Genomic DNA, 18,812 nt, shown 5'->3' with positions numbered 1-18,812 from the left:
GTGTGGGGCGGGGTCAATCTCGGTCGGGTGGGCCTGGCTCGGGCCGGTCGCCGTCTGCGGGGTCGATGGCGGTGGTGCCGGTGTGGTCGCGGAGGTAGTGGTAGCCGTGGGGTGAGGTCCACCGGTAGCTGCCGGGTTCGGGGGTCTCGTAGTGCCAGTGGCCGTGGGTCTTGTGGCGGTGGTGGCGTCGGCACAGCGGTGCGATGCCGGTCGTGGAGGTCTCGGGGTGGTCGGCGTAGGGCCGGATGTGGTCGTGGTCGCAACCGTGCTGGTCGGGGTGGAGCCGGCGGGCAGGCCGGGTGCAGTGCGGGAAGACGCAGGTGAGGTCGCGCAGGGTCACGCGTTCGGTGATCCGGTGGGGGATCTCGTACTGGTCGACGTGGACGTGCTCGTTGAGGTCGATGACGGGCTGGACCACCAGGTGGGTGTCGGGGTGGCCGCACCAGTCGCGGATCTGGGTGGCGGTGACCGGCTTGCGGGTGGTCTCGCACCGGCCGATCCCGTCGCCGGTGCTGGTGAGGGCGTCGGTGCTGAGGTGGAGGTAGAGCACGGTCTTGCGGACCGGTGTGCGGGTGGGGGCCGGGGGTTTCGTGGCTCGCTGCGCTCGCACCTCAACCTCCGGCGGGGTGAGGTCGAGGGTGAGTTGGCGGCGGGCGAGCTCGCCGACCGCGAGGGCGCGGCGCTGGTCCAGGGTCGCCTCGGAGCCGAGGTCGGCCAGCTGGCCGGCGAGGTGACGGACGGCGTCGTCGAGGTCGATCGCGTCGGCGAGGTCGAGCTCGCCGGTGACGTAGGCGGTGCCGTCGAAGGAGACGTGGTCGCGGTCGACGGTGAAGTGCCGCCGATCGAGGCCGTCGCGGCGGCGCTGTTCGGCCTGGTCGGGCATGAACCGGCCGATCGCCTCCTCCACGAGCCGGTCCAGGGCCGTGGGGCGGATCCGGTGGGCCACCGGTGCCACATGGGTGTCGACGAACCCGGCGGCCGCGGGGGTGAGGTCGGCGCCGATGGTGGTGTCGGCGACCCGGCGGGCCTTCCAGGCCGGCAGGTCCCCGGCCATCACCCGCCGCCACAGCCGGGGGAGTCGGTAGCGCAGTTCGACGGCCTGGCCGAGGTAGTGCTTGCCGGCCTCGGTGGACAGGCCGAGGGCGGCGGCGTACTCGGCCACGGAGAATTCCGCCACCAGCGGCGCACCCGGCCCGGCGATCGGGATCACCCCTTCCAGGCCGGAGCGGAAGGTGTAGGTCTCGGCGTCCTCCACCGACTCGGCGGGGTGGATCACCGCCCACTGCACCGCCGCCGCCAACAACTCGGCCTCAGCCCGATCAGCGGCCGCCCGACGCTGGCGGGCGAAGGCCAGCACCCCCGCAGCGTCATCCGGCACCGCGCGGGTGTCGGGCTGCTCGGGAGCGGTGATCGCCATGACCCCTACTCAAGCACTCACCACTGACAGCAACCCCCGTGGTTGAGCGGCTCTCCACACCCCGGACCTGGGTCTCGACAAGCTCGACCAACGTGGCGTCGAGACGGCGTGAACGCCCCGGGACCACACGCTGGTCGAGCCTGTCGAGACCAGGGGTCGGATGCGGGGTCACCCGACCGAGGCAAGCTCAGAGGTCGTTGCGGACGAGGTCGTCGAGCCGTTCGTACGCCGGACCCGCGGCTGCCTGCAGCCGGGCTCGCAGCGCGGGCGACGTCGGCGAGGAGCCGTTCCGACTGCGGGTGACGTTGACCCGGGTGCTGCCGAACCAGCTGGCCAGCTCCGGCTGGGAGCGCCACCGGTGCTCGGTCGCCTGCCCGCCGAGCAGCATCTGCAGGTACTCGCGGGGGGTGCCGGGCAGGGGCATCGCCGGGCACAGCCGGTTCTTCTCCTCCAGGCTGAGGTCGAGGCACTCGGTCCGGGCGATCGCGGCACTGCTGAGCGACATGCTCGCGCGGGTGAGGTACTGGATCGTGATGGTCCCGGGACCGAAGACAGGGACAGCGGGGTTGCGTGGCAGGCCGGGCGCCGCGCAGTGCACGTAGACCGCCCCCTCGGGCAGCTCGACCGAGCCCTCTTCGAGATCCATCGACCCCGGACCGATCCGCGTCACCCGACCCTTGCGCACCACGCGCTCGACCCGACGCAGCTGCTCGACCTCGTGCGCGCTGATCGTGGGGCCGCGGAACACGGTGGGCCACACGTCGCGGTCGATGCGGAGGACGACCCCGTCCGCCTCGAGGCGCTCGTAGACCTCCGTGGTCGTCGACGCCGAGGCCAGCGCCTCGAGGAAGCAGACGGTCCCCTCCACCGTCAGCCCCGCGAGCTCGCCGGGCTGCAGGTAGCGGCGGTTGTGCAGCCAGGCCTCCCGGGTGCGGACCCAGACGATGCGGTCGGGAGGGCAGCCGACGTCCAGGAGCCAGCCGACCGTGTCCATGGCCGTCTTGCCCGTGCCGATGACGACCACCGCCTCCGGCGTGGCACGAAGCCTCGTGAGCGCGGAGGGCGTGAGGAGACGGGCGCCCACGTCGACCTCGAAGGGCGGCGGATAGCTCTCGGGGTTCTCCGAGTGCGTGTACGTCGCGTCGACGACCGCTCGCCGGACGTGGACCGTCGTCTCCCGACCGCCGAGCAGGGATCGCAGCCTGCCTGGGGGGAGGTGCTCGGTCATGGGGAGGAATCGGACGCGTCCCGAGGGCAGGAACCGGTCACGCATCACCCGGTCGAAGTAGGTCACCAGGTCGCCGCCGCCGACCCGGGAGTAGTAGCCCTGCTCGGGGCCGTCGACCTCGCGGCGGTCGTCGTCCAGCGCCGTCGACCCGACGCCGTACCACTCGGAGGGCTGGTGGAGCCGGACGAACGGATAGGCGTCGAGCCAGTGGCCACCGGGAGCATGGCGCCGGTCCACCATCACGACGTCGGCGTCGGAGGCATCGAGGAGGGTGTCGACGAAGGCCATCCCGGCGAGACCGGATCCGACGACGAGGTAGTCGGTCTCGAGCTCGGCGTTCGTCGCCACGCCACTGAGTATCCCGGCGCACACCGCCGTGCGGAAGGCTCCGGCATCTCTGCTGCAGACCGGCTGTCCCATCGAGGTCGGGACGCCGCTCCCGTGCGAACGGGACGCGCGGGGCGGGAGCGTGGTGCGACACGGGGGGAGTGCCCCCGGCAACACCGTCACCGGAGGAGCACCATGACCACTCTCGAAGAGCCGCGGGCCGACGCGGCTGGCTCCGTGCCACTGTCGCGGCGCACCGTCCCGTTCGGGGCCCGGCTGGCTGCCGCCGGCCTCGTCCTGGGGGCCGGCGCCAACACGCTCCAGGCCGTCCTCGGGCAGGTCGTCGAGAGACCCGACGAGGTCGCCGACCAGATCCGGGTCTTCAACGAGCACGAGGTCCTGTTCACGACCATGCACCTGGCCGGGACGCTGGCCGTGCCGTTCATGGCGATCGGGTTCGTGGCGGCCGCCCACCTGCTGGCACGGCGCGCCCGCCGCACCGGCTGGGTGGCAGGAACGATGCTCGTCGTGGGGATGTTCGGCTTCCTGGCTGTCCACGTCGCCGAGATGATCCAGCTCGCCGCGATCCTCGACCCGGAGGGGGAGGCGGCCGCGACGTACCTGCACGGCATGGACGGGGCCCCGCTGCTCGCGGTGACGTTCGGGTTGCCCTTCCTCATCGGTGCGCCGCTCGGACTGCTTGTCCTGTGCGTGGGCCTGCTGGTCGTGGGTGCCCGAGTGCCGCGCTGGATCCCGGCCGCATGGCTGGTCTTCGCCGTGCTCGACTTCACGATCGGCGGGGTCGGGCCGGTCGACCCACACTGGCTCTACCTGCTGGGCGCGGTCGGGCTGGCACACCACGTGCTGCGCGACGGTGCCGCGGCGTGGCGGAAGTCCTGACGCTCGCCGACCGGCGGCCCTACGGTGTCCGCATGAACGGGGAGCGGGGGAGCCGGGCGACCGTGGCGGTCGCCCGGCTCCTGGCAGTGGTCGCCTGCGCGCTGTCCGCCACCGCCGTCGCGCTCCCCCTGGTGGGCGGTTTCGGCTACCTCGCGCAGCTCACCGACAGCCCCGAGGTCGCGGTCGGTGCCTCCTTCTCGGTCACCGGTGCGCTCCTGGTGGGGCGGCGCGCCTCGCGGAGCATGGGCTGGCTCCTGCTCGCGGTCGGTTTCTCCGCGGCCCTCTATGCGTGCTCGATCTCGTGGACTGCGTACGTGCTCGGCGGCGAGGCGTCGTCGTCACCACCTCCGGACGCCGTGCTCGCGCCGTGGACCGCATGGGTGTCGGGGTGGGCGTGGTTCCCCTCCTGGCTGCTCCTGTCCACCTTGCTGCCCCAGGTGGTGCCCTACGGTCGCCCCCTGCCCGGCGCGATCTGGCGGATCCCGGCCTGGACGGCGGGGGTCTTCTGCCTGCTCGGCATGCTCGCGTTCATGCTGGCCCCCGGGCCCGTCAGCATCTTCGAGGCGATCGACAACCCGGTGGCAGCCCCGGAGCTGTACGCCGCCGTCGAGCCGGTCGAGGCACTGCTCGACGTCGGAGTGCTCGTGCTGCTCGGGGTCTCCCTGGTGTCCCTCGTGGTGCGACTGCTCCGTGCCGACGGCGTGGAGCGACGCCAGGTCGGCTGGGTGGGGTACGCCGTGGTCCTCGTGGTCGCTGTCGTGCTGCTGGCCCCGTCGGTGTGGCTGAACCTCGTCGTCCTGCTGGTCCCGGCGGGAATCGCCGTCGCCGCCCTGCGCTACCGGCTCTACGACCTCGACCTGCTGGTCAACCGGACCCTCGTCGCAGCCATGCTGCTCACGGGCGCCGCGGTCGTCTACGTGGCGCTCGTCGCCTGGGTCGGCGCGCTCGTGGGGACGTCCGGAGGAGTCGTCCCCTTCGCCGCCGCCTTCGCCGTGGCGCTCGCCTTCCACCCCGCGAGGATCCGCGTGCAACGGCTGGTCGACCGGCTGTTCCACGGCCGTCGGGGCGACCCCTACCGACTGCTGCGGGACCTCGACCGGACGTTGCGTGACGCGGGGTCGCCACGCGAGGCCCTCGTGGCGGCGACCGCCGTGGTCCGTGACGGGCTGCGACTCCCCGGCACGGGGATCCACGTCGATCTGCCCGGCGGTGGCGTGTTCAGCCACGAGGAGGGTCAGCTGACGGAGGCACCGGCGGTGATCCCGCTCGAGCTCCACGACCGCGCGGTCGGCAGCCTGCTCGTCGCTCCCCGCGACGCACGGCGGCCTGTGCTGGCCGACGCCGACGACCGGGTGCTCCACGCCCTCGCCGGCCCGCTGGCGTCCGCCGCCTACGCCCTGCGTCTCACCGGCGACCTCGCCCAGTCGCACCGGATGCTGCTCGAGGCCCGGGAGGACGAGCGTCGCCGGCTGCGTCGCGACCTCCACGACGGTCTGGGACCCCAGCTCGCCGGCATCGTCATGGGGCTCGACGTCGTCGGCTCGTCGCTCTCCCGCGGCGAGACCGATCACGCAGCCGAGCTCGCGCGTCGGACCACCGACCAGGCCCGCACGGCGGTCGCCGACGTACGCCGGCTGGTGCGCGGGCTGCGACCGCCGGCGCTCGACGAGCTCGGTCTGGTCGGGGCGCTCGAGTCGCTGGTGGCGACCACGTCTCCGGGAGGCGCGGCGGTCACCGTCCGGGCCCAGGGGGACCTGACCGACCTGCCCGCGGCGGTCGAGGTCGCTGCCTACCGGATCGTGGCCGAGGCCGTCACCAACGCGAGACGCCACGCCGACGCCCGTCGGGTGGAGGTGGTGCTGGACGGCACGTCGGAGGTGCTCCGGGTCCACGTGTGTGACGACGGAGCCGGGATCGCGCCCGGGACACCGAGCGGGGTGGGCTCGGTGTCGATGCGGGAGCGGGCGACCGAGCTCGGCGGGTGGTGCCGGGTCTCCTCGTCTACCCGGGGGACCACCGTGAGGCTCGAGCTTCCCCGGCGGCCGTCGGCGGTGGAGGCGTGAGTGCACCGCTGCGCGTCGTGCTCGTCGACGACCACCCGGTGTTCCGCCAGGGGCTGCGCATGCTGCTCGAGGACCTCGGGGTCGCCGTGGTGGGGGAGGCAGCGGACGGCCACGAGGCCGTTCGTGCAGTCCGGGACCAGCGACCCGACCTGGTGCTCATGGACCTGCAGCTGCCTGAGCTGTCCGGGATCGAGGCCACGCGGCTGATCGTGGACGAGCTGCCGGACGTGCGGGTCCTGGTGCTGTCGATGGTGGACGACGACCAGGCCGTGTTCGCGGCGGTCCGCGCCGGGGCCAGCGGCTACCTGCTCAAGGGGGCGGGTCAGGAGGAGATCCAGCACGCGCTCGTCGCCGTGGCCGGGGGGCAGTCGGTCTACGGACCGGAGGTGTCGCGCCGAATGCGTTCCTTCTTCGCCACGGGCGGCCCCGCCACCCCGTTTCCGTCGCTGTCGGAGCGCGAGCGGGAGGTGCTGGAGCTGATGGCGAGAGGCGCGGCCAACGCCGACATCGCCAAGCGGCTCTACCTCTCCGACAAGACGGTGCGGAACTACGTCTCGAGCATCTTCACCAAGCTCGACGTGAACAGTCGCGCGCAGGCGATCGTGGCCGCGCGCGAGGCGGGCCTGGGGTCCTGACGGGTCCGGTCAGCGGGACTCGCGCCGGACGCGCCGCCGCAGCTGCCAGATCCGCATGGTGCCGGCGATCGCGGCCAGGAACAGCCCGGCCACCGTGGCGGCGAGCAGCGCGACCGCGAGCGGCGCCTCGCCCTCCCAGCTGAGGAACGTGATCCGCACCGACTCGGTGTTCTGGGCGATGAAGATGATCAGCAGCACGAGGACGACACCGCTGGAGACCACGGCGAACCAGAGCCCGCTGGTCCGGGACCCGCGCAGCGGGTCCCTGGTCTCGGCGGCAGCCGACGACTGGCCTGACGACTGCCCTGATGACTGCTCCGCGGACTGCGACGCAGGCTCGGAGGTCGGCTTGGTCGGGGAGCCGGAGTCGCTCATGACTCCGAGGTTACCGCTCGAACCGGTAGTTCTACCGATGTCCGGAGGCGTTGCGCGGTGCCAGACTCCAGCCATCGGGAGGGAGCCACCATGTCCGCACGAACCAGCCTCAGGGTCCTCGCCGTGGCGACGGTCGTCGCCACCGGCCTCACCCTGGCACCGCCGGCCCACGCGGAGAGCCTCACGCTCGACGACGGCCGCGACGCGCGCCCGTCGCCGACCGACATCCGACACGTGCGGGTCGGGCACGGCGTCGACAACGTCAAGGTACGCACGACGTTCCCCAACCTCATGAAGCGGGGCCACGCCACGCTGTCGGTGTTCATCGACACCGATGTCGACGCCCGCGGACCGGAGTACGGCGTCGTGCTGCCGTTGTTCTCGGGCAGCGACTACGTGCTGCTGCCGATGCGGAACTGGAGGGCTGCCGGCGGACCCGTCGACTGCCGCTACCGCGCCAGGTTCGCCTGGCGGCAGGACTACGTCCGGGTCCGCTTCGACCGCGGGTGCTTCGAGCACGCCGACCGGGTGAGGATCGGTCTCAAGATGCGCGACCACTTCGACGGCTCGCACCCGATCATCGACTGGCTGAAGGGCCACCGGCGTTGGACCCGCTGGTTGACCACCGGCTGATCAGCCGGAGGCGACGAGGGCGACGGCCACCCCGCACAGCACGAGACCGACGGCCTGGGGTCGGTGGATGTGCTCGCGCAGCAGCCAGGCGGCGAGCAGCACCGTGACGGCCGGGTAGAGCGAGGCCAGGACGGCGGTCACCGTGAGCAGCCCGGTCTGGCTCGCGACCATGAACGCTCCCGTGGCCGTCGCGCCGAGCAACCCCGTCGCGATCCCGGCGGCGGCCGCCGGCTCGCGGGGGAGCCACGGCGTACGCAGCGTGGTGGCGACGACCACCACGACGGCGGCGCCCACGAGCTGGTTGACCGACAACGGCAGGAAGCCGGCCTCGTCCGGGATCTGCGCCAAGGCCGCGAACAGGGCACCGAAGCCCAGACCGGCCAGGACCCCGTCGAGGAGGCCTGACCCCAGCGGGGAACCCCCGGCGGCGTCGGTGCGCGGCTCGCGGGCCACGAGCCAGATCCCGGGCAGGGCGGCCAGGATGCCGACCCAGACCAGCAGGGGCGGTCGCTCGCCCGCGAGCAGCCCCACGGCGACCGGGAGCAGCGCCGCGCCGACCCCGGAGACGGGTGCGACCACGCCCATGCGACCGGTGGCGAGGCCGCGGTAGAGGAAGGCCGTCCCCAGGCCGTTGCCCACCCCTGCGACCGCGGCCCACTGGAGGTCGCGCGACGTGACGGTGCCGTCGGTGACGGCGGTGAGGGCGAGCACCGCCAGGGCGCCGGTGACCTGGCCGACCAGTGCGATGGTCCACGGGCTCGTGCGCTTGGAGAACACCCCGCCGACGAAGTCCGAGAGTCCGTACGCCGCCGCGGAGGCCAGTGCCAGCGCGACCGCGATCACGTGGCGACCACGCCGGCCACCCAGGTGGCCGCGGCGAGCGCGCCGGCGGCCAGCTCGATGGCGATGCTCAGACCGACGGCGCGCAGGGCGGCGAGCGTGGAGGGCCACGCGGCCTCACCCAGGCGGCGGCGCTCGGCGAGGTAGACGCCGAGGACGAACCCGAGCACGAGTCCCGCGACCGGCACGACGAAGAAGCCGACGGCCCCGAGGCCGGCACCGACCCACAGGGTGCGGGCGGGCACCCCCGCCTCGGTGAGCCGCCGACCGGGCACGGCGTACTTGAGCAGGGCGCCGATCATGAGCACGGTCACCGCGACGGCGCAGACCAGCCACGCCGTTCGCCCGCCGGTGTCGACGGCCCAGAGCAGGACGGCCCCGCCGATGAGCAGCGACCCCGGCAGCACGGGGACGACGACACCCACCAGCCCCACCAAGATCGCCAGGGCGACCACCAGCTCCACCATCGTCACGGGCGTCAGCCTCGCACGACGACGAGGGCCCCGGACCGATTGGTCCGGGGCCCTCGCGAAGTCTGGGTCAGGGGGTCAGTGCTCGTCGTCCGGGGCGATCGCCGGGGTGTCCTCGAGCTTGTGGGTCTCGTCGTGGACGTTGACCGCGATCTCGCGCAGCTTGTCGCCGTGCTCGCGGGCGTGGTGGGCGCAGAAGTGGAGCTCACCCCCGGACTGGAGCTCCACACGGAGGTAGGCCTGTGCTCCGCAGCGGTCGCAGCGGTCTGCAGCGCTCAGCGCGGGGGCACCAGGGGCAACGGCAGTAGTCACATCGGCCTCATTTCTCGTCTCGGTGTCTTGCACAACGTAGCGACGGGTCCCAAGGATTCCCGGAGCCGTGTGGTGCCTGACACCTCAATCCAATCACGGGGGCCAGCGGGGGCGGGGCGGGGTCTCATGGGTCTGTCCCTCCCCTCCGGGGCCGGTGGCCCCTCTGCTGAGTGTGACGCGTGAGTGGGGGTCGAGGTTGCCGAATCGGAGCACGGGGGGTGCTTCGTTTCCGCATCGTGACCTGACTCACGGGTGGTGCAGTGCGCCCACGGTAGTCCCGTGCCCCACCACGGCCCGGCAGGCGTGCCTCCTCCGGCGCCCGGCGTGTCGCAGGTAGATTCGGGGAGCACGGAACGACACGAGGACACGGAGCAGCGCCATCGCCGACAACACCTACAACGCCGCCCACCTGCTGGTCCTGGAGGGCCTGGAGGCGGTGCGCAAGCGCCCGGGCATGTACATCGGCTCGACCGACACCCGGGGCCTCATGCACTGCCTGTGGGAGATCATCGACAACGGTGTCGACGAGGCCCTGGCCGGCCACGCCCAGACGGTCGAGGTGACCCTCCACGCCGACGACTCCGTCGAGGTCTACGACGACGGTCGGGGCATCCCCACCGACAAGGAGCCCAAGACCAAGCTGCCGGGCGTCGAGGTCGTCGCCACCAAGCTCCATGCCGGCGGCAAGTTCGGCGGTGGCTCCTATGTCGCCACGGGCGGTCTCCACGGGGTCGGCCTGTCGGTGGTCAACGCTCTCTCCGCCCGCATGGACATCGACGTCGACCGCACACCCGCACAGCAGGGCATCAGCTTCCGCCGCGGCGTGGCCGGCGTCTTCGACGGCGAGGGGCCCCAGGCCGGGTTCGAGCCGCAGTCGGGGATGACGCGGAAGGGCAAGCGGGTCGCGAAGACCCGGAGCGGCACCCGCATCCGGTTCTGGCCCGACCGACAGATCTTCACCAAGGACGCCCGCTTCGAGTTCGAGGGGCTGCTCGGCCGGGCGCGGCAGACGTCGTACATCGTGCCGGGCCTCGAGCTGGTGATCCGCGACCTGCGTGGCGACACCCCGGTCGAGGAGAAGTTCCGGCACGACGGCGGGATCGCGGAGTTCGTCGACTACCTCGGCCACGGTGAGCCCGTCACCGGCGTCCTCAGGCTGCAGGGGTCGGACACCTTCACCGAGACGGTGCCGCTGCTCGACGACAAGGGGCACATGACACCCCAGGAGGTCGAGCGCGAGCTGGTCGTCGACATCGCCGTCCGGTGGGACACCGGCTACGAGACCGAGCTCCGTTCCTTCGTCAACGTGATCGCGACGCCGAAGGGCGGTACCCACGTCGCCGGCTTCGAGGCGGCGCTCACCTCGACCTTCAACGACGCGATGCGCGCCGCGAAGGTGCTCAAGGTCAACGACGACAACGTGATCAAGGACGACATCCTCGAGGGCCTGACCGCCGTGGTGACGGTCCGCCTCGCAGAGCCGCAGTTCGAGGGGCAGACCAAGGAGATCCTCGGCACGCCCGATGCGCGCACCGTGGTCCGGAAGATCACCGCCGCCGAGCTGAAGAAGTTCCTGACCTCGACCAAGCGCGCCGACAAGGCCGAGGCCAAGCGCCTGATGGAGAAGGTGGCGGGCGCCGCCAAGACCCGGATCACGGCCCGTCAGCACAAGGAGACGCAGCGCCGCAAGAACGCCCTCGAGTCCTCCGCGCTGCCCTCCAAGCTCGCCGACTGCCGGGCCACCGACACCGAGCGCACCGAGCTCTTCATCGTCGAGGGAGACTCGGCTCTCGGCACCGCCAAGCTCGCCCGCAACTCTGAGTTCCAGGCGCTGCTGCCGATCCGCGGCAAGATCCTCAACGTCCAGAAGGCCTCGGTGGCCGACATGCTCAAGAACGCCGAGTGCGCCTCGATCCTGCAGGTCGTCGGCGCCGGGTCGGGGCGGACCTTCGACCTCGAGGCCGCCCGCTACGGCCGGGTGATCTTCATGGCCGACGCCGACTCCGACGGCGCCCACATCCGCACCCTGCTCGCGACGCTCTTCTTCCGCTACATGCCCGAGCTGATCCGGGCCGGCCGAGTCTTCTCCGCCGTGCCGCCGCTGCACCGGATCGAGCTGTCCAACCCCAAGAAGGGGATGGACAAGTACATCTACACCTACTCCGACGACGAGCTGCAGCGGAAGCTCGCGGAGCTGAAGAAGAAGAACGTGCGCTGGAAGGACCCCGTGCAGCGCTACAAGGGCCTCGGTGAGATGGACGCCGACCAGCTGGCCGAGACCACCATGGACCCGCGGCGGCGTACGCTGCGGCGGCTCACCGTCGACGACGCCGACGACGCCTCACGCGTCTTCGAGCTGCTGATGGGGTCCGACGTCGCGCCCCGCAAGGAGTTCATCGTCCAGGGGGCCTACGAGGTGGACGTGGAGGCGCTCGATGCGTGACACGGCAGGAAGCCTGGCGGCGGCGCGCGTGATGGTGCTGGGCGCGGTCGTGTCCGCCGCCAGTGCCCTCCTGGCAGGTCTGGTCGACGACGACGGCTCCCTCGCCAGCGCCGTGTGGGTGCTCGGCACCATCGCGCTGGTCTGCTTCGCGGGCGCCTTCGTCGTCTACGACGCCACCGACCGCCAACACCAGTCGGCGGGCGGCCGATGACCAGCGGACGCCCGACCTACGAGCCTTCCTGCACCTGGTAGATCTCGTCGGCCACCAGGCCGTGCGCCTCCCGGTGCACCGTGGCGGCGGCGTCCGCGCTCGGCGCCTCGGCCAGGCAGAAGACCTTGCCGTGTGACTCGTCGACCCAGTAGCGCAGGTACTTCACGTCGTACTGGTCCTGTGTCTGCAGGTCGGCCATGTGGGCCTTCGCGACGTCCGCGATGTCGACCTTGTCGTCCAGCGTGTGGACGTCCATGAACAGCGGCATGGTGCAGCTCCCCCCTGTGGACGACCCGCGAGCTGCGGGTCTCCGTCGATGTTAGGCCTCCTCGGACCTCTCCGCACCGGGAGAAGCCGGGGCCGACCAGGCGCGGTCTAGGCTGGAGGGCCCAGCAGGGAGGCCATGTGGTGGACCGGAAGAAGGTCGAGCAGTGGGTCGCCGACTACCGGCGGCTCTGGCGGACGCCCGGCACCGGTGACCTCGGGAAGATCTTCACCGACGACGTGCGCTACCTGCCGTCCCCGTGGCGGGCGCCGATCACCGGCCTCGATGACCTGGGTGGCTTCTGGGAGGCGGAGCGGGCCGGTGCCGACGAGGGGTTCACGATGGCGAGCGACGTCGTGGCCGTCGAGGGGCCGGTGGCCGTCGTCCGGGTGGCGGTCGACTACGAGACGGGCAGCCGATGGCGCGACCTGTGGGCGGTGGAGTACGCCGACGACGGTCGCTGCCGCCGCTTCGAGGAGTGGCCGTTCAGTCCCGGTCAGCCGGACGGCCACGGCTAGCGGTCGCGCAGGACCCGGACGCCGAGCCAGATCGCCAGCGGCAGTCCGACGACGAGCACGATGAGGGTGAGCCCGGTCATGTCCATGCCGTCATCCCACCACGCCGTTCATGCCAGGCGCTCGAGCAGGCCCGTGTCGACGTCGTAGAGGAAACCGCCGACCAGCACGCCGGCGGGGATCAACGGGTGCTCCCGGATCTGCTGGATGCCGGTGCGGAGCTCGCCCTCCTGGTCCTCGACCACGCCGAAGGCCTGCCCGGAGGCATCGGTCCCGGCCGCCTCGGTCACCCGGCGCTGCAGCTCCGCCTCGCTGGCGGAGGCCATCGCGCACCGCGTGTGGGGCACGACCAGGATGCGGTCGACGCCGAGCAGGTGGACGCCGAGGACGAGCGCCTCGAGCGCCTGCGGGGTGACCCGGGCACCGGGATTCCGGAACACCTTCGCGTCCCCGAGCTCGAGACCGAGCATCGGCAGGGGGTCGATCCGCGAGTCCATGCACGTGACCACCATGACGCCCGTGTTGGCGGGCGCCTCCTGGGGTCCGGAGTGGGTCTCGGCGTAGGAGCGGTTGGCGGCGAGGAGGTCGTCGAAGTCAGCCACGGGCCCAGCCTAGGGCCGCCGGGCTGGTGCTCCCGCGCGTGGGAGCACCCCGGAAGAGGACCAGCGCCAGCACTCCCGCTGCGACGGCGCACCACGCGGCGCCCAGGAAGACCACGTGCTCCTGGGCGATCCCGGCCTCCTTGAGGAGCAGGGTGAACTCCGCGCAACGGCTGCGGCCGTCGCAGACGTCCCGCACGTTCGGCAGGTCGGCCTGCTCGGCGTAGTAGCGCCGCAGCCCGACGGTGGTCAGCGCCGAGATGCCGACCAGCATGCCCACCATCCGCGCGACCACCACGAACGCCGACGCGAGTCCGTGGACGGCATCGGCCGTCGTCGCCAGCACGGCGGCGTTGACGGGGGCCAGGGCGAGCCCGAAGCCGAAGCCGCCGACGACGAGGGGGATCGTGGCGGTCCACTCCTCGAGCGAGGTGAGGTCCCAGCGGCTCATCCCGACGAAGCCGGCCGCTGCGAGGGCCATCCCGGCGGCAGTAACCACCCCCGCGGGCAGCCAGCGGGTGAGGTATCCCCCGACGACCGCGCCCACCGGCAGCGCTACCAGGAAGCGGACCAGGACCAGGGCTGCCAGCAGCTGGCTCTCGGGGTAGACCGTGGTGCGGGCGAAGAGCGGGATGTCGATGAGTGCCGCGATCAGGGAGGCGCCGACGAAGAAGCTCACCAGCATCGACCCCCAGGCGGGCGTACGTCGCAGGGCACCGACCGGCACCAGCGGCGCCTTGGCGCGGCGCAGGTGCAGGACGAAGGCGACGGCCGCCGCGGCGCTCCCCAGCAGGTACCAGAGCCCCTGGTCGGAGAAGACCTGGATCCGGGGGTCGGCGGTCGCGAAGGCGAGGATCACCCCCGCCAGGGCGAGCGCCAGCAGGAGCGACCCGGCCAGGTCGGCCTCGCGCACGCTGCTCGCCCACCGCCGCAGGTCGACCAGGGGCCGGGTGGCCGTCGCGCTGCGCAGCGTGAACAGCGCCAGCGCCAGGATCGCCAGCAGTCCGAGCGGAGTCAGCCACCGTCCCCCGCCGACGACCGGGACGAAGAGCTCGCCCCACGTCAGGTCCCGACGCAGCCCCGAGGGCTGGACGAAGACCAGGGAGCCCGCCACCAGCACGACCAGGAGCAGCAGGACGCCGGGCGGGTCCGGGACCCGCCACCGGTCCGTTCGCCGGGACTCGCGACGGTCGGCGGTCACGGCGCGGATGGCGGCAGCCAGGACCAGGCCGACCGCCAGGTTGAGCGCGAAGATGGCACGCCAGTCGGCGACCGCGAGAACCAGCGCCCCCAGCAACGGGCCCACCACGCTGCCGAGCTCCTGCACGGCGGAGACCACGCCGAGGGGTACGCCGCGACGCTCGACGGGGTAGAGGTCGGCGACGAGCGCGAGGGTGGCCGGGACCAGTCCGCCGCCGCCGACGCCCTGGAGGAACCGGCCGCCCACCATGGAGGGCATGTCGTAGGCCAGGGTCGTCACCAGCGAGCCGATGGCGAAGAGCACGAGGGCGGCCACGAGCACGGGAACCCGGCCGCGGAGGTCCGCGATGCGCCCGATCAACGGCAGCATGGCGACGTACCCCAGCAGGAAGCCGGAGATGATCGGGGCCGCTTGCTGCAGCCGGTCGAGGGAGATCCCGACCGCGGCCATCATGTCGGGGAGCGCCAGCACGACGACGTAGGTGTCGGCGGCCGCGAAGGCGACGGCGACGGCCGCCAGCCCGAGCAGCAGCCGCTGGTGCGCGGGTGCCGCCGACGCGGGCGGCGGGGTCATGGCGCGGTGATGTCCTGCTCGACGCCGTAGTCGTCGAAGGTGAGGGTGTAGGTCATCGGCTCGGTGTCGGGGTAGAAGACACCGGTGAGCTCGGCGCTGCGGAGCTCACCGTCGGCCGCGACGGTGTAGAGCGCGTCGAAGTCGCCGGAGGCGCTCGGGATGACGTTGCTGACCACGGTGCCCGGGACGGTGCCGGAGTACTCGGTCAGCACCTCGTCGTTGTCGGCGCCGCCCCGGACGCTCTCGCCCTCCTCGACGCCGGTCGTGGCGGTCAGCAGGGAGGAGAGCCCCTCGTCGGTGGACATCAGCCCGCCGGGGTCGGGTGCGCCGTAGTCGGCGGGGTCGACGTCGGACCATCCGGGAGTCAGCGGGATCTGGGCGTAGACCTTGCCGTCGACGGCGACCACCGGCACCTCGAACTCGCTGCCGGCCAGCACCGCGGTGAGGGTCCCTTCGAACGCCGGGGGGTGGATGCCGACGCCCTCCGCGCCGGAGATCGAGGTGACACCCACCGGCACCTGGTCGGCGTCGAGGGTGATCCGCACCCCGCTGGTCTCGTCGAGAGCGGTCTTGGCGAGCGCGAGGACCTCCTCGGGGGACCGCTCCTCGGCGGCGGGCGCATCGTCGCTGCAGCCGGTCAGCCCGAGGCCGAGGGCAAGGGCGAGCACCGCCGCGTTCCGTCGTACGCGCATGCTGTCAGCCTTGCACATGCGCGGCAGTGGCGAGCCGCGCCGCTACGGGGCCGGCGCACGCGGCCACCGGCTGCGGAGCGGGGACGCCGGAGCCGTCACGGCGGCCGGTGGGCTCAGGAAGCTCGACGGCAGCACCGCTGGTCGCAGCGGCCCGCGCCGGCGCCAGGCCTGCCCACGCGAAGATCAGCGCGTCCTCGCCCTTGAGGAACCGGTGGCAGCGCACACCACCGGTGGCCCGGCCCTTGGCGGGGTAGTCGGCGAACGGCGTCACCTTCACCGCACCGGCCTCGGTGCCGGGTAGCGCCGTGCTGGAGCCGGAGATGGTCACGAGCACGGCGTCGGCGGGGTCGAGGGCCCCGAAGAAGACGACCTGGTCCTCGGCGCCGAGCTTGATCCCGGCCATGCCGCCGCCCGCTCGTCCCTGGGGACGGACCAGGGAGGCCGCGAAGTGGAGCAGCTGCGCGTTGCTGGAGACGAAGCACAGGCTCTCCTCGCCCGTGGCCAGCTCGACCGCGCCGACGACCTCGTCGCCGTCCTTGAGGGAGATGACGTCCCACTCGTCACGGTTGAGGACCTCGGGGTTGACCCGCTTGACGATGCCGTTGCGGGTGCCGAGGGCCAGCCCCGGTCCGTCGGCAGGAAGCGAGCTGAGCGCGAGCACCCGCTCGTCGGCCTCGAGGGAGACGAACTCGCTGACCGGGTTGGAGCCCGACAGGTGCGGGTCGTTGGCCGAGGCGGGCAGCGTCGGCAGCTCGAGCACTGACAGCTTGACGACCCGGCCCTTGTTGGTGACCAGTCCGATGGTGCCGCGTGCGGTCGTGCGCACCACCGAGGTGATCACGTCGTGCTTGCTGCGGGCACCACCGGTGCCGGGCAACTCGTCGGTGGTCGTGCGGGCCAGGAGGCCCGTGGAGGACAGGTAGGCGAAGCAGGGGTCGTCGGCGACCTCCAGCGGGGCCGCAGCAGCCGCGACGGCGGCGTTGCCGGCCGACTCCAGCAGCACGGTGCGACGGGGGGTGCCGTAGGTCTTGGCGACCTCGGCCAGCTCGTCGGCGACGACCGAGCGCAGCAGCTCGCGGTCGGCGAGGATCGCCTCCAGCTCCTCGATCTCGCGCTTGAGCGTCTCCTGCTCCTTCTCCAGCTCGATCCGACTGAACTTCGTGAGTCGGCGCAGCTGCATCTCGAGGATGTAGTCGGCCTGCGGCTGGGAGAGGTCGAAGACCGAGATCAGCCGCTCCCGGGCCGTTCCGGCGTCGTCGGAGGTCCGGATGACCTGGATGACCTCGTCGATGTCGAGGAGGGCGATCAGGAGGCCGTCGACCAGGTGGAGCCGCTCGGCCTTCTTGTCACGCCGGAACGTGGAGCGGCGGCGTACGACGTCGTAGCGGTGGTCGAGGAAGACCTCGAGCAGCTGCTTGAGGCCGAGGGTCCGGGGCTGCCCGTCGACGAGGGCGACCGTGTTGATGCCGAAGCTGTCCTCCATGGGCGTCTGCCGGTAGAGCTGCTCGAGGAGCGTCTCGGGGACGAAGCCGTTCTTGATCTCGATGACCAGCCGCAAGCCCTTCTCGCGGTCGGTGAGGTCCTTGATGTCCGCGATGCCCTGCAGCTTCTTGCCCTGCACCAGGGTCTTGATCCGCTCGACCACCCTTTCCGTGCCGACGCCGTAGGGCAGCTCGGTCACCACGATGCCCTTGCGGCGACCGACCGACTCGATGCGGGCGGTGGCCCGCATCCGGAAGCTGCCCTTCCCGGACTCGTAGGCGTCGCGGATCCCCTCCAGCCCCACGATCTTGCCGCCGGTGGGCAGGTCGGGGCCCGGGATGAACCGCATGAGGTCGTCGACCTCGGCGTCGGGGTGCGTGATCAGGTGGCGCAGCGCCTGCACCACCTCGACGAGGTTGTGGGGCGCGATGTTGGTGGCCATGCCGACAGCGATGCCGGTCGTGCCGTTGACGATGAGGTTGGGGATCGCGGCCGGCAGCACCGACGGCTCGGTCTCGCGGCTGTCGTAGTTGGGCCGGAAGTCGACCGTGTCCTCGTCGATGGAGGCCGTCATCGCCACCGCGGGCGGTGCCATCCGGCACTCGGTGTAGCGCATGGCCGCCGGGGAGTCGTCAGGAGACCCGAAGTTGCCGTGGCCGTCCACCATCGGCAGGCGCATCGACCAGGACTGGGCCATCCGGACCAGGGCGTCGTAGATCGCCCCGTCACCGTGCGGGTGGAGGCGACCCATGACCTCACCGACGACCCGGGCGGACTTCACGTGGCCGCGGTCCGGACGCAGCCCCATGTCGTTCATGGTGTGGAGGATCCGCCGCTGCACGGGCTTCAGGCCGTCGCGCGCGTCGGGCAGGGCGCGGGAGTAGATGACCGAGTAGGCGTACTCCAGGAAGGACGACTCCATCTCGTCGCGGATGTTGGTGTCGAGGATGTGCTCCTCGAAGTCCTCGGGCGGGGGAGTCTTCGTGCGCCGTGCCATGCGCGACATTCTCCCTGTGCCTGCTGGCGTCCCGGCGGCGGCCACGCCGTGTGTCCTGCGCGGGGCGGTCATCGGGCGCGTCGGCGTGGGGGTCGGGGTGGTTTCGTGGCTCGTCGCCAGGGCTCCTCGCACCTCAACCTCCGGGTAGTCCCGACCCCACGTTGGTCGAGCCTGTCGAGACGGTCAGATGGCGTCGGGTGTCCAGGGGTGGGTGTGCCCGGAGGTTGAGGTGCGAAGGCGTGCAGCGCCTGAGCCACGAAACCACCGGCCCCAGCGTCAACCCGACCTCGGCGGGCGAGAGGCGAGATCAGGCAGGTCGTCGTACCGGCCCTCGATCAGGGCGATCCGCTTGGCGCGGCTCCAGCCCTGGATCTGCTTCTCGAACGCGAAGGCGTCGTCCACGCGGTCGAACTGGTGGCACCACGCGAGCCTGACCGGACGTCGGCGGGCGGGCCGGGTGTAGGTCGAGCCCAGGCCCTGGTCGTGCTGGGCGATGCGGTACTCGAGGTCGATCGTGCTGCCGGCGTAGAACGAGCCGTCGGCGCACTCGAGGAGGTAGGTCCACGGCATGCGCACAGCCTCACGACTGGCCGAGACTCGCGGAGCGCCTGACCGAGTGTCTGTGGATGACGGC

The 18,812-nt window shown here is 72.0% G+C and carries 19 protein-coding genes; 7 read left to right on the top strand and 12 right to left on the bottom strand.

Annotated features, from left to right (window positions below):
* Positions 1-13 precede the first annotated feature (13 nt).
* Together K6T13_RS10210 and K6T13_RS10205 are read right to left on the bottom strand one after the other, a co-directional pair.
* On the bottom strand, positions 14-1,417 hold the full coding sequence (locus K6T13_RS10210; RefSeq protein WP_222894476.1) for an HNH endonuclease signature motif containing protein: 1,404 nt from the start codon (positions 1,415-1,417) through the stop codon (positions 14-16).
* 187 nt (positions 1,418-1,604) lie between these two features.
* Positions 1,605-2,993 carry an NAD(P)-binding protein gene (locus tag K6T13_RS10205; protein WP_222894475.1) on the bottom strand — a complete coding sequence of 463 codons (1,389 nt, stop codon included), beginning with the start codon at positions 2,991-2,993 and terminating at the stop codon, positions 1,605-1,607.
* Between the two features lie 174 nt (positions 2,994-3,167).
* Between K6T13_RS10205 and K6T13_RS10200 the strand changes: the two genes are divergently transcribed.
* The 3 genes from K6T13_RS10200 to K6T13_RS10190 are packed head-to-tail and all read left to right on the top strand — an operon-like array spanning position 3,168 to position 6,570.
* The gene (locus tag K6T13_RS10200) at positions 3,168-3,872 is read left to right on the top strand and encodes a hypothetical protein (RefSeq protein ID WP_222894474.1); all 705 of its coding nucleotides are present in this window, start codon (positions 3,168-3,170) and stop codon (positions 3,870-3,872) included.
* Positions 3,857-5,935, top strand: coding sequence for a sensor histidine kinase (locus tag K6T13_RS10195; protein WP_222894473.1), 2,079 nt, complete (start codon positions 3,857-3,859; stop codon positions 5,933-5,935). Before K6T13_RS10200 ends, K6T13_RS10195 begins: the two co-directional genes overlap by 16 nt.
* Entirely contained in the window at positions 5,932-6,570 is a 639-nt protein-coding gene (locus K6T13_RS10190) for a response regulator (protein ID WP_222894472.1), read from the top strand. Before K6T13_RS10195 ends, K6T13_RS10190 begins: the two co-directional genes overlap by 4 nt.
* A 9-nt stretch (positions 6,571-6,579) precedes the next feature.
* On the opposite strand, the gene K6T13_RS10185 is transcribed toward K6T13_RS10190, so the two are convergent.
* Positions 6,580-6,945: a lipopolysaccharide assembly protein LapA domain-containing protein gene (locus K6T13_RS10185; protein ID WP_222894471.1), complete on the bottom strand. Its 366-nt coding sequence runs from the start codon at positions 6,943-6,945 to the stop codon at positions 6,580-6,582.
* Positions 6,946-7,035: 90 nt separating this feature from the next.
* Here K6T13_RS10185 and K6T13_RS10180 point away from each other — a divergent pair, with 90 nt between their 5' ends.
* On the top strand, positions 7,036-7,578 hold the full coding sequence (locus K6T13_RS10180; RefSeq protein ID WP_222894470.1) for a hypothetical protein: 543 nt from the start codon (positions 7,036-7,038) through the stop codon (positions 7,576-7,578).
* On the opposite strand, the gene K6T13_RS10175 is transcribed toward K6T13_RS10180, so the two are convergent.
* From K6T13_RS10175 to K6T13_RS10165, 3 genes are all read right to left on the bottom strand, one after another.
* Positions 7,579-8,421, bottom strand: coding sequence for an EamA family transporter (locus K6T13_RS10175; protein WP_249423722.1), 843 nt, complete (start codon positions 8,419-8,421; stop codon positions 7,579-7,581). It lies immediately after the preceding gene.
* Positions 8,418-8,885: a DUF456 domain-containing protein gene (locus K6T13_RS10170; RefSeq protein WP_222898247.1), complete on the bottom strand. Its 468-nt coding sequence runs from the start codon at positions 8,883-8,885 to the stop codon at positions 8,418-8,420. The genes K6T13_RS10175 and K6T13_RS10170 overlap by 4 nt, the downstream gene beginning before the upstream one ends.
* An 81-nt stretch (positions 8,886-8,966) precedes the next feature.
* Positions 8,967-9,200 (bottom strand): DUF7455 domain-containing protein, encoded by a 234-nt coding sequence (locus K6T13_RS10165; protein ID WP_222894469.1) that lies wholly within the window; start codon positions 9,198-9,200, stop codon positions 8,967-8,969.
* Between the two features lie 337 nt (positions 9,201-9,537).
* Here K6T13_RS10165 and K6T13_RS10160 point away from each other — a divergent pair, with 337 nt between their 5' ends.
* Both K6T13_RS10160 and K6T13_RS10155 read left to right on the top strand, forming a co-directional pair.
* Positions 9,538-11,643, top strand: a complete 2,106-nt coding sequence (locus K6T13_RS10160) for a DNA gyrase/topoisomerase IV subunit B (protein WP_430228228.1) — start codon at positions 9,538-9,540, stop codon at positions 11,641-11,643.
* Entirely contained in the window at positions 11,636-11,854 is a 219-nt protein-coding gene (locus K6T13_RS10155) for a hypothetical protein (protein ID WP_222894468.1), read from the top strand. Before K6T13_RS10160 ends, K6T13_RS10155 begins: the two co-directional genes overlap by 8 nt.
* Before the next feature lie 16 nt (positions 11,855-11,870).
* On the opposite strand, the gene K6T13_RS10150 is transcribed toward K6T13_RS10155, so the two are convergent.
* Positions 11,871-12,122 carry a DUF4242 domain-containing protein gene (locus K6T13_RS10150; RefSeq protein WP_222894467.1) on the bottom strand — a complete coding sequence of 84 codons (252 nt, stop codon included), beginning with the start codon at positions 12,120-12,122 and terminating at the stop codon, positions 11,871-11,873.
* A gap of 140 nt (positions 12,123-12,262) precedes the next feature.
* Here K6T13_RS10150 and K6T13_RS10145 point away from each other — a divergent pair, with 140 nt between their 5' ends.
* Complete coding sequence (locus tag K6T13_RS10145) at positions 12,263-12,637, top strand: hypothetical protein (RefSeq protein ID WP_222894466.1); 375 nt, start codon at positions 12,263-12,265, stop codon at positions 12,635-12,637.
* Between the two features lie 107 nt (positions 12,638-12,744).
* Here K6T13_RS10145 and K6T13_RS10140 read toward each other — a convergent pair whose 3' ends face one another.
* The 5 genes from K6T13_RS10140 to K6T13_RS10120 all read right to left on the bottom strand — a co-directional run bounded on the left by K6T13_RS10140 (position 12,745) and on the right by K6T13_RS10120 (position 18,748).
* The gene (locus tag K6T13_RS10140; protein ID WP_249423721.1) at positions 12,745-13,236 is read right to left on the bottom strand and encodes a beta-class carbonic anhydrase; all 492 of its coding nucleotides are present in this window, start codon (positions 13,234-13,236) and stop codon (positions 12,745-12,747) included.
* Complete coding sequence (locus tag K6T13_RS10135) at positions 13,229-15,007, bottom strand: MFS transporter (protein WP_222894465.1); 1,779 nt, start codon at positions 15,005-15,007, stop codon at positions 13,229-13,231. The genes K6T13_RS10140 and K6T13_RS10135 overlap by 8 nt, the downstream gene beginning before the upstream one ends.
* On the bottom strand, positions 15,004-15,699 hold the full coding sequence (locus tag K6T13_RS10130) for an LppX_LprAFG lipoprotein (RefSeq protein WP_222894464.1): 696 nt from the start codon (positions 15,697-15,699) through the stop codon (positions 15,004-15,006). The genes K6T13_RS10135 and K6T13_RS10130 overlap by 4 nt, the downstream gene beginning before the upstream one ends.
* A gap of 4 nt (positions 15,700-15,703) precedes the next feature.
* Positions 15,704-18,178: a DNA gyrase/topoisomerase IV subunit A gene (locus K6T13_RS10125; protein WP_222894463.1), complete on the bottom strand. Its 2,475-nt coding sequence runs from the start codon at positions 18,176-18,178 to the stop codon at positions 15,704-15,706.
* Positions 18,179-18,454: 276 nt separating this feature from the next.
* Positions 18,455-18,748 carry a GIY-YIG nuclease family protein gene (locus K6T13_RS10120; RefSeq protein ID WP_222894462.1) on the bottom strand — a complete coding sequence of 98 codons (294 nt, stop codon included), beginning with the start codon at positions 18,746-18,748 and terminating at the stop codon, positions 18,455-18,457.
* Positions 18,749-18,812 lie beyond the last annotated feature (64 nt).

This window comes from Nocardioides coralli, assembly GCF_019880385.1.
Taxonomy (GTDB): domain Bacteria; phylum Actinomycetota; class Actinomycetes; order Propionibacteriales; family Nocardioidaceae; genus Nocardioides; species Nocardioides coralli.
The sequence above is the reverse complement of the archived record's forward strand: the minus strand, read 5'-3'. Positions and strand labels throughout refer to the sequence as shown.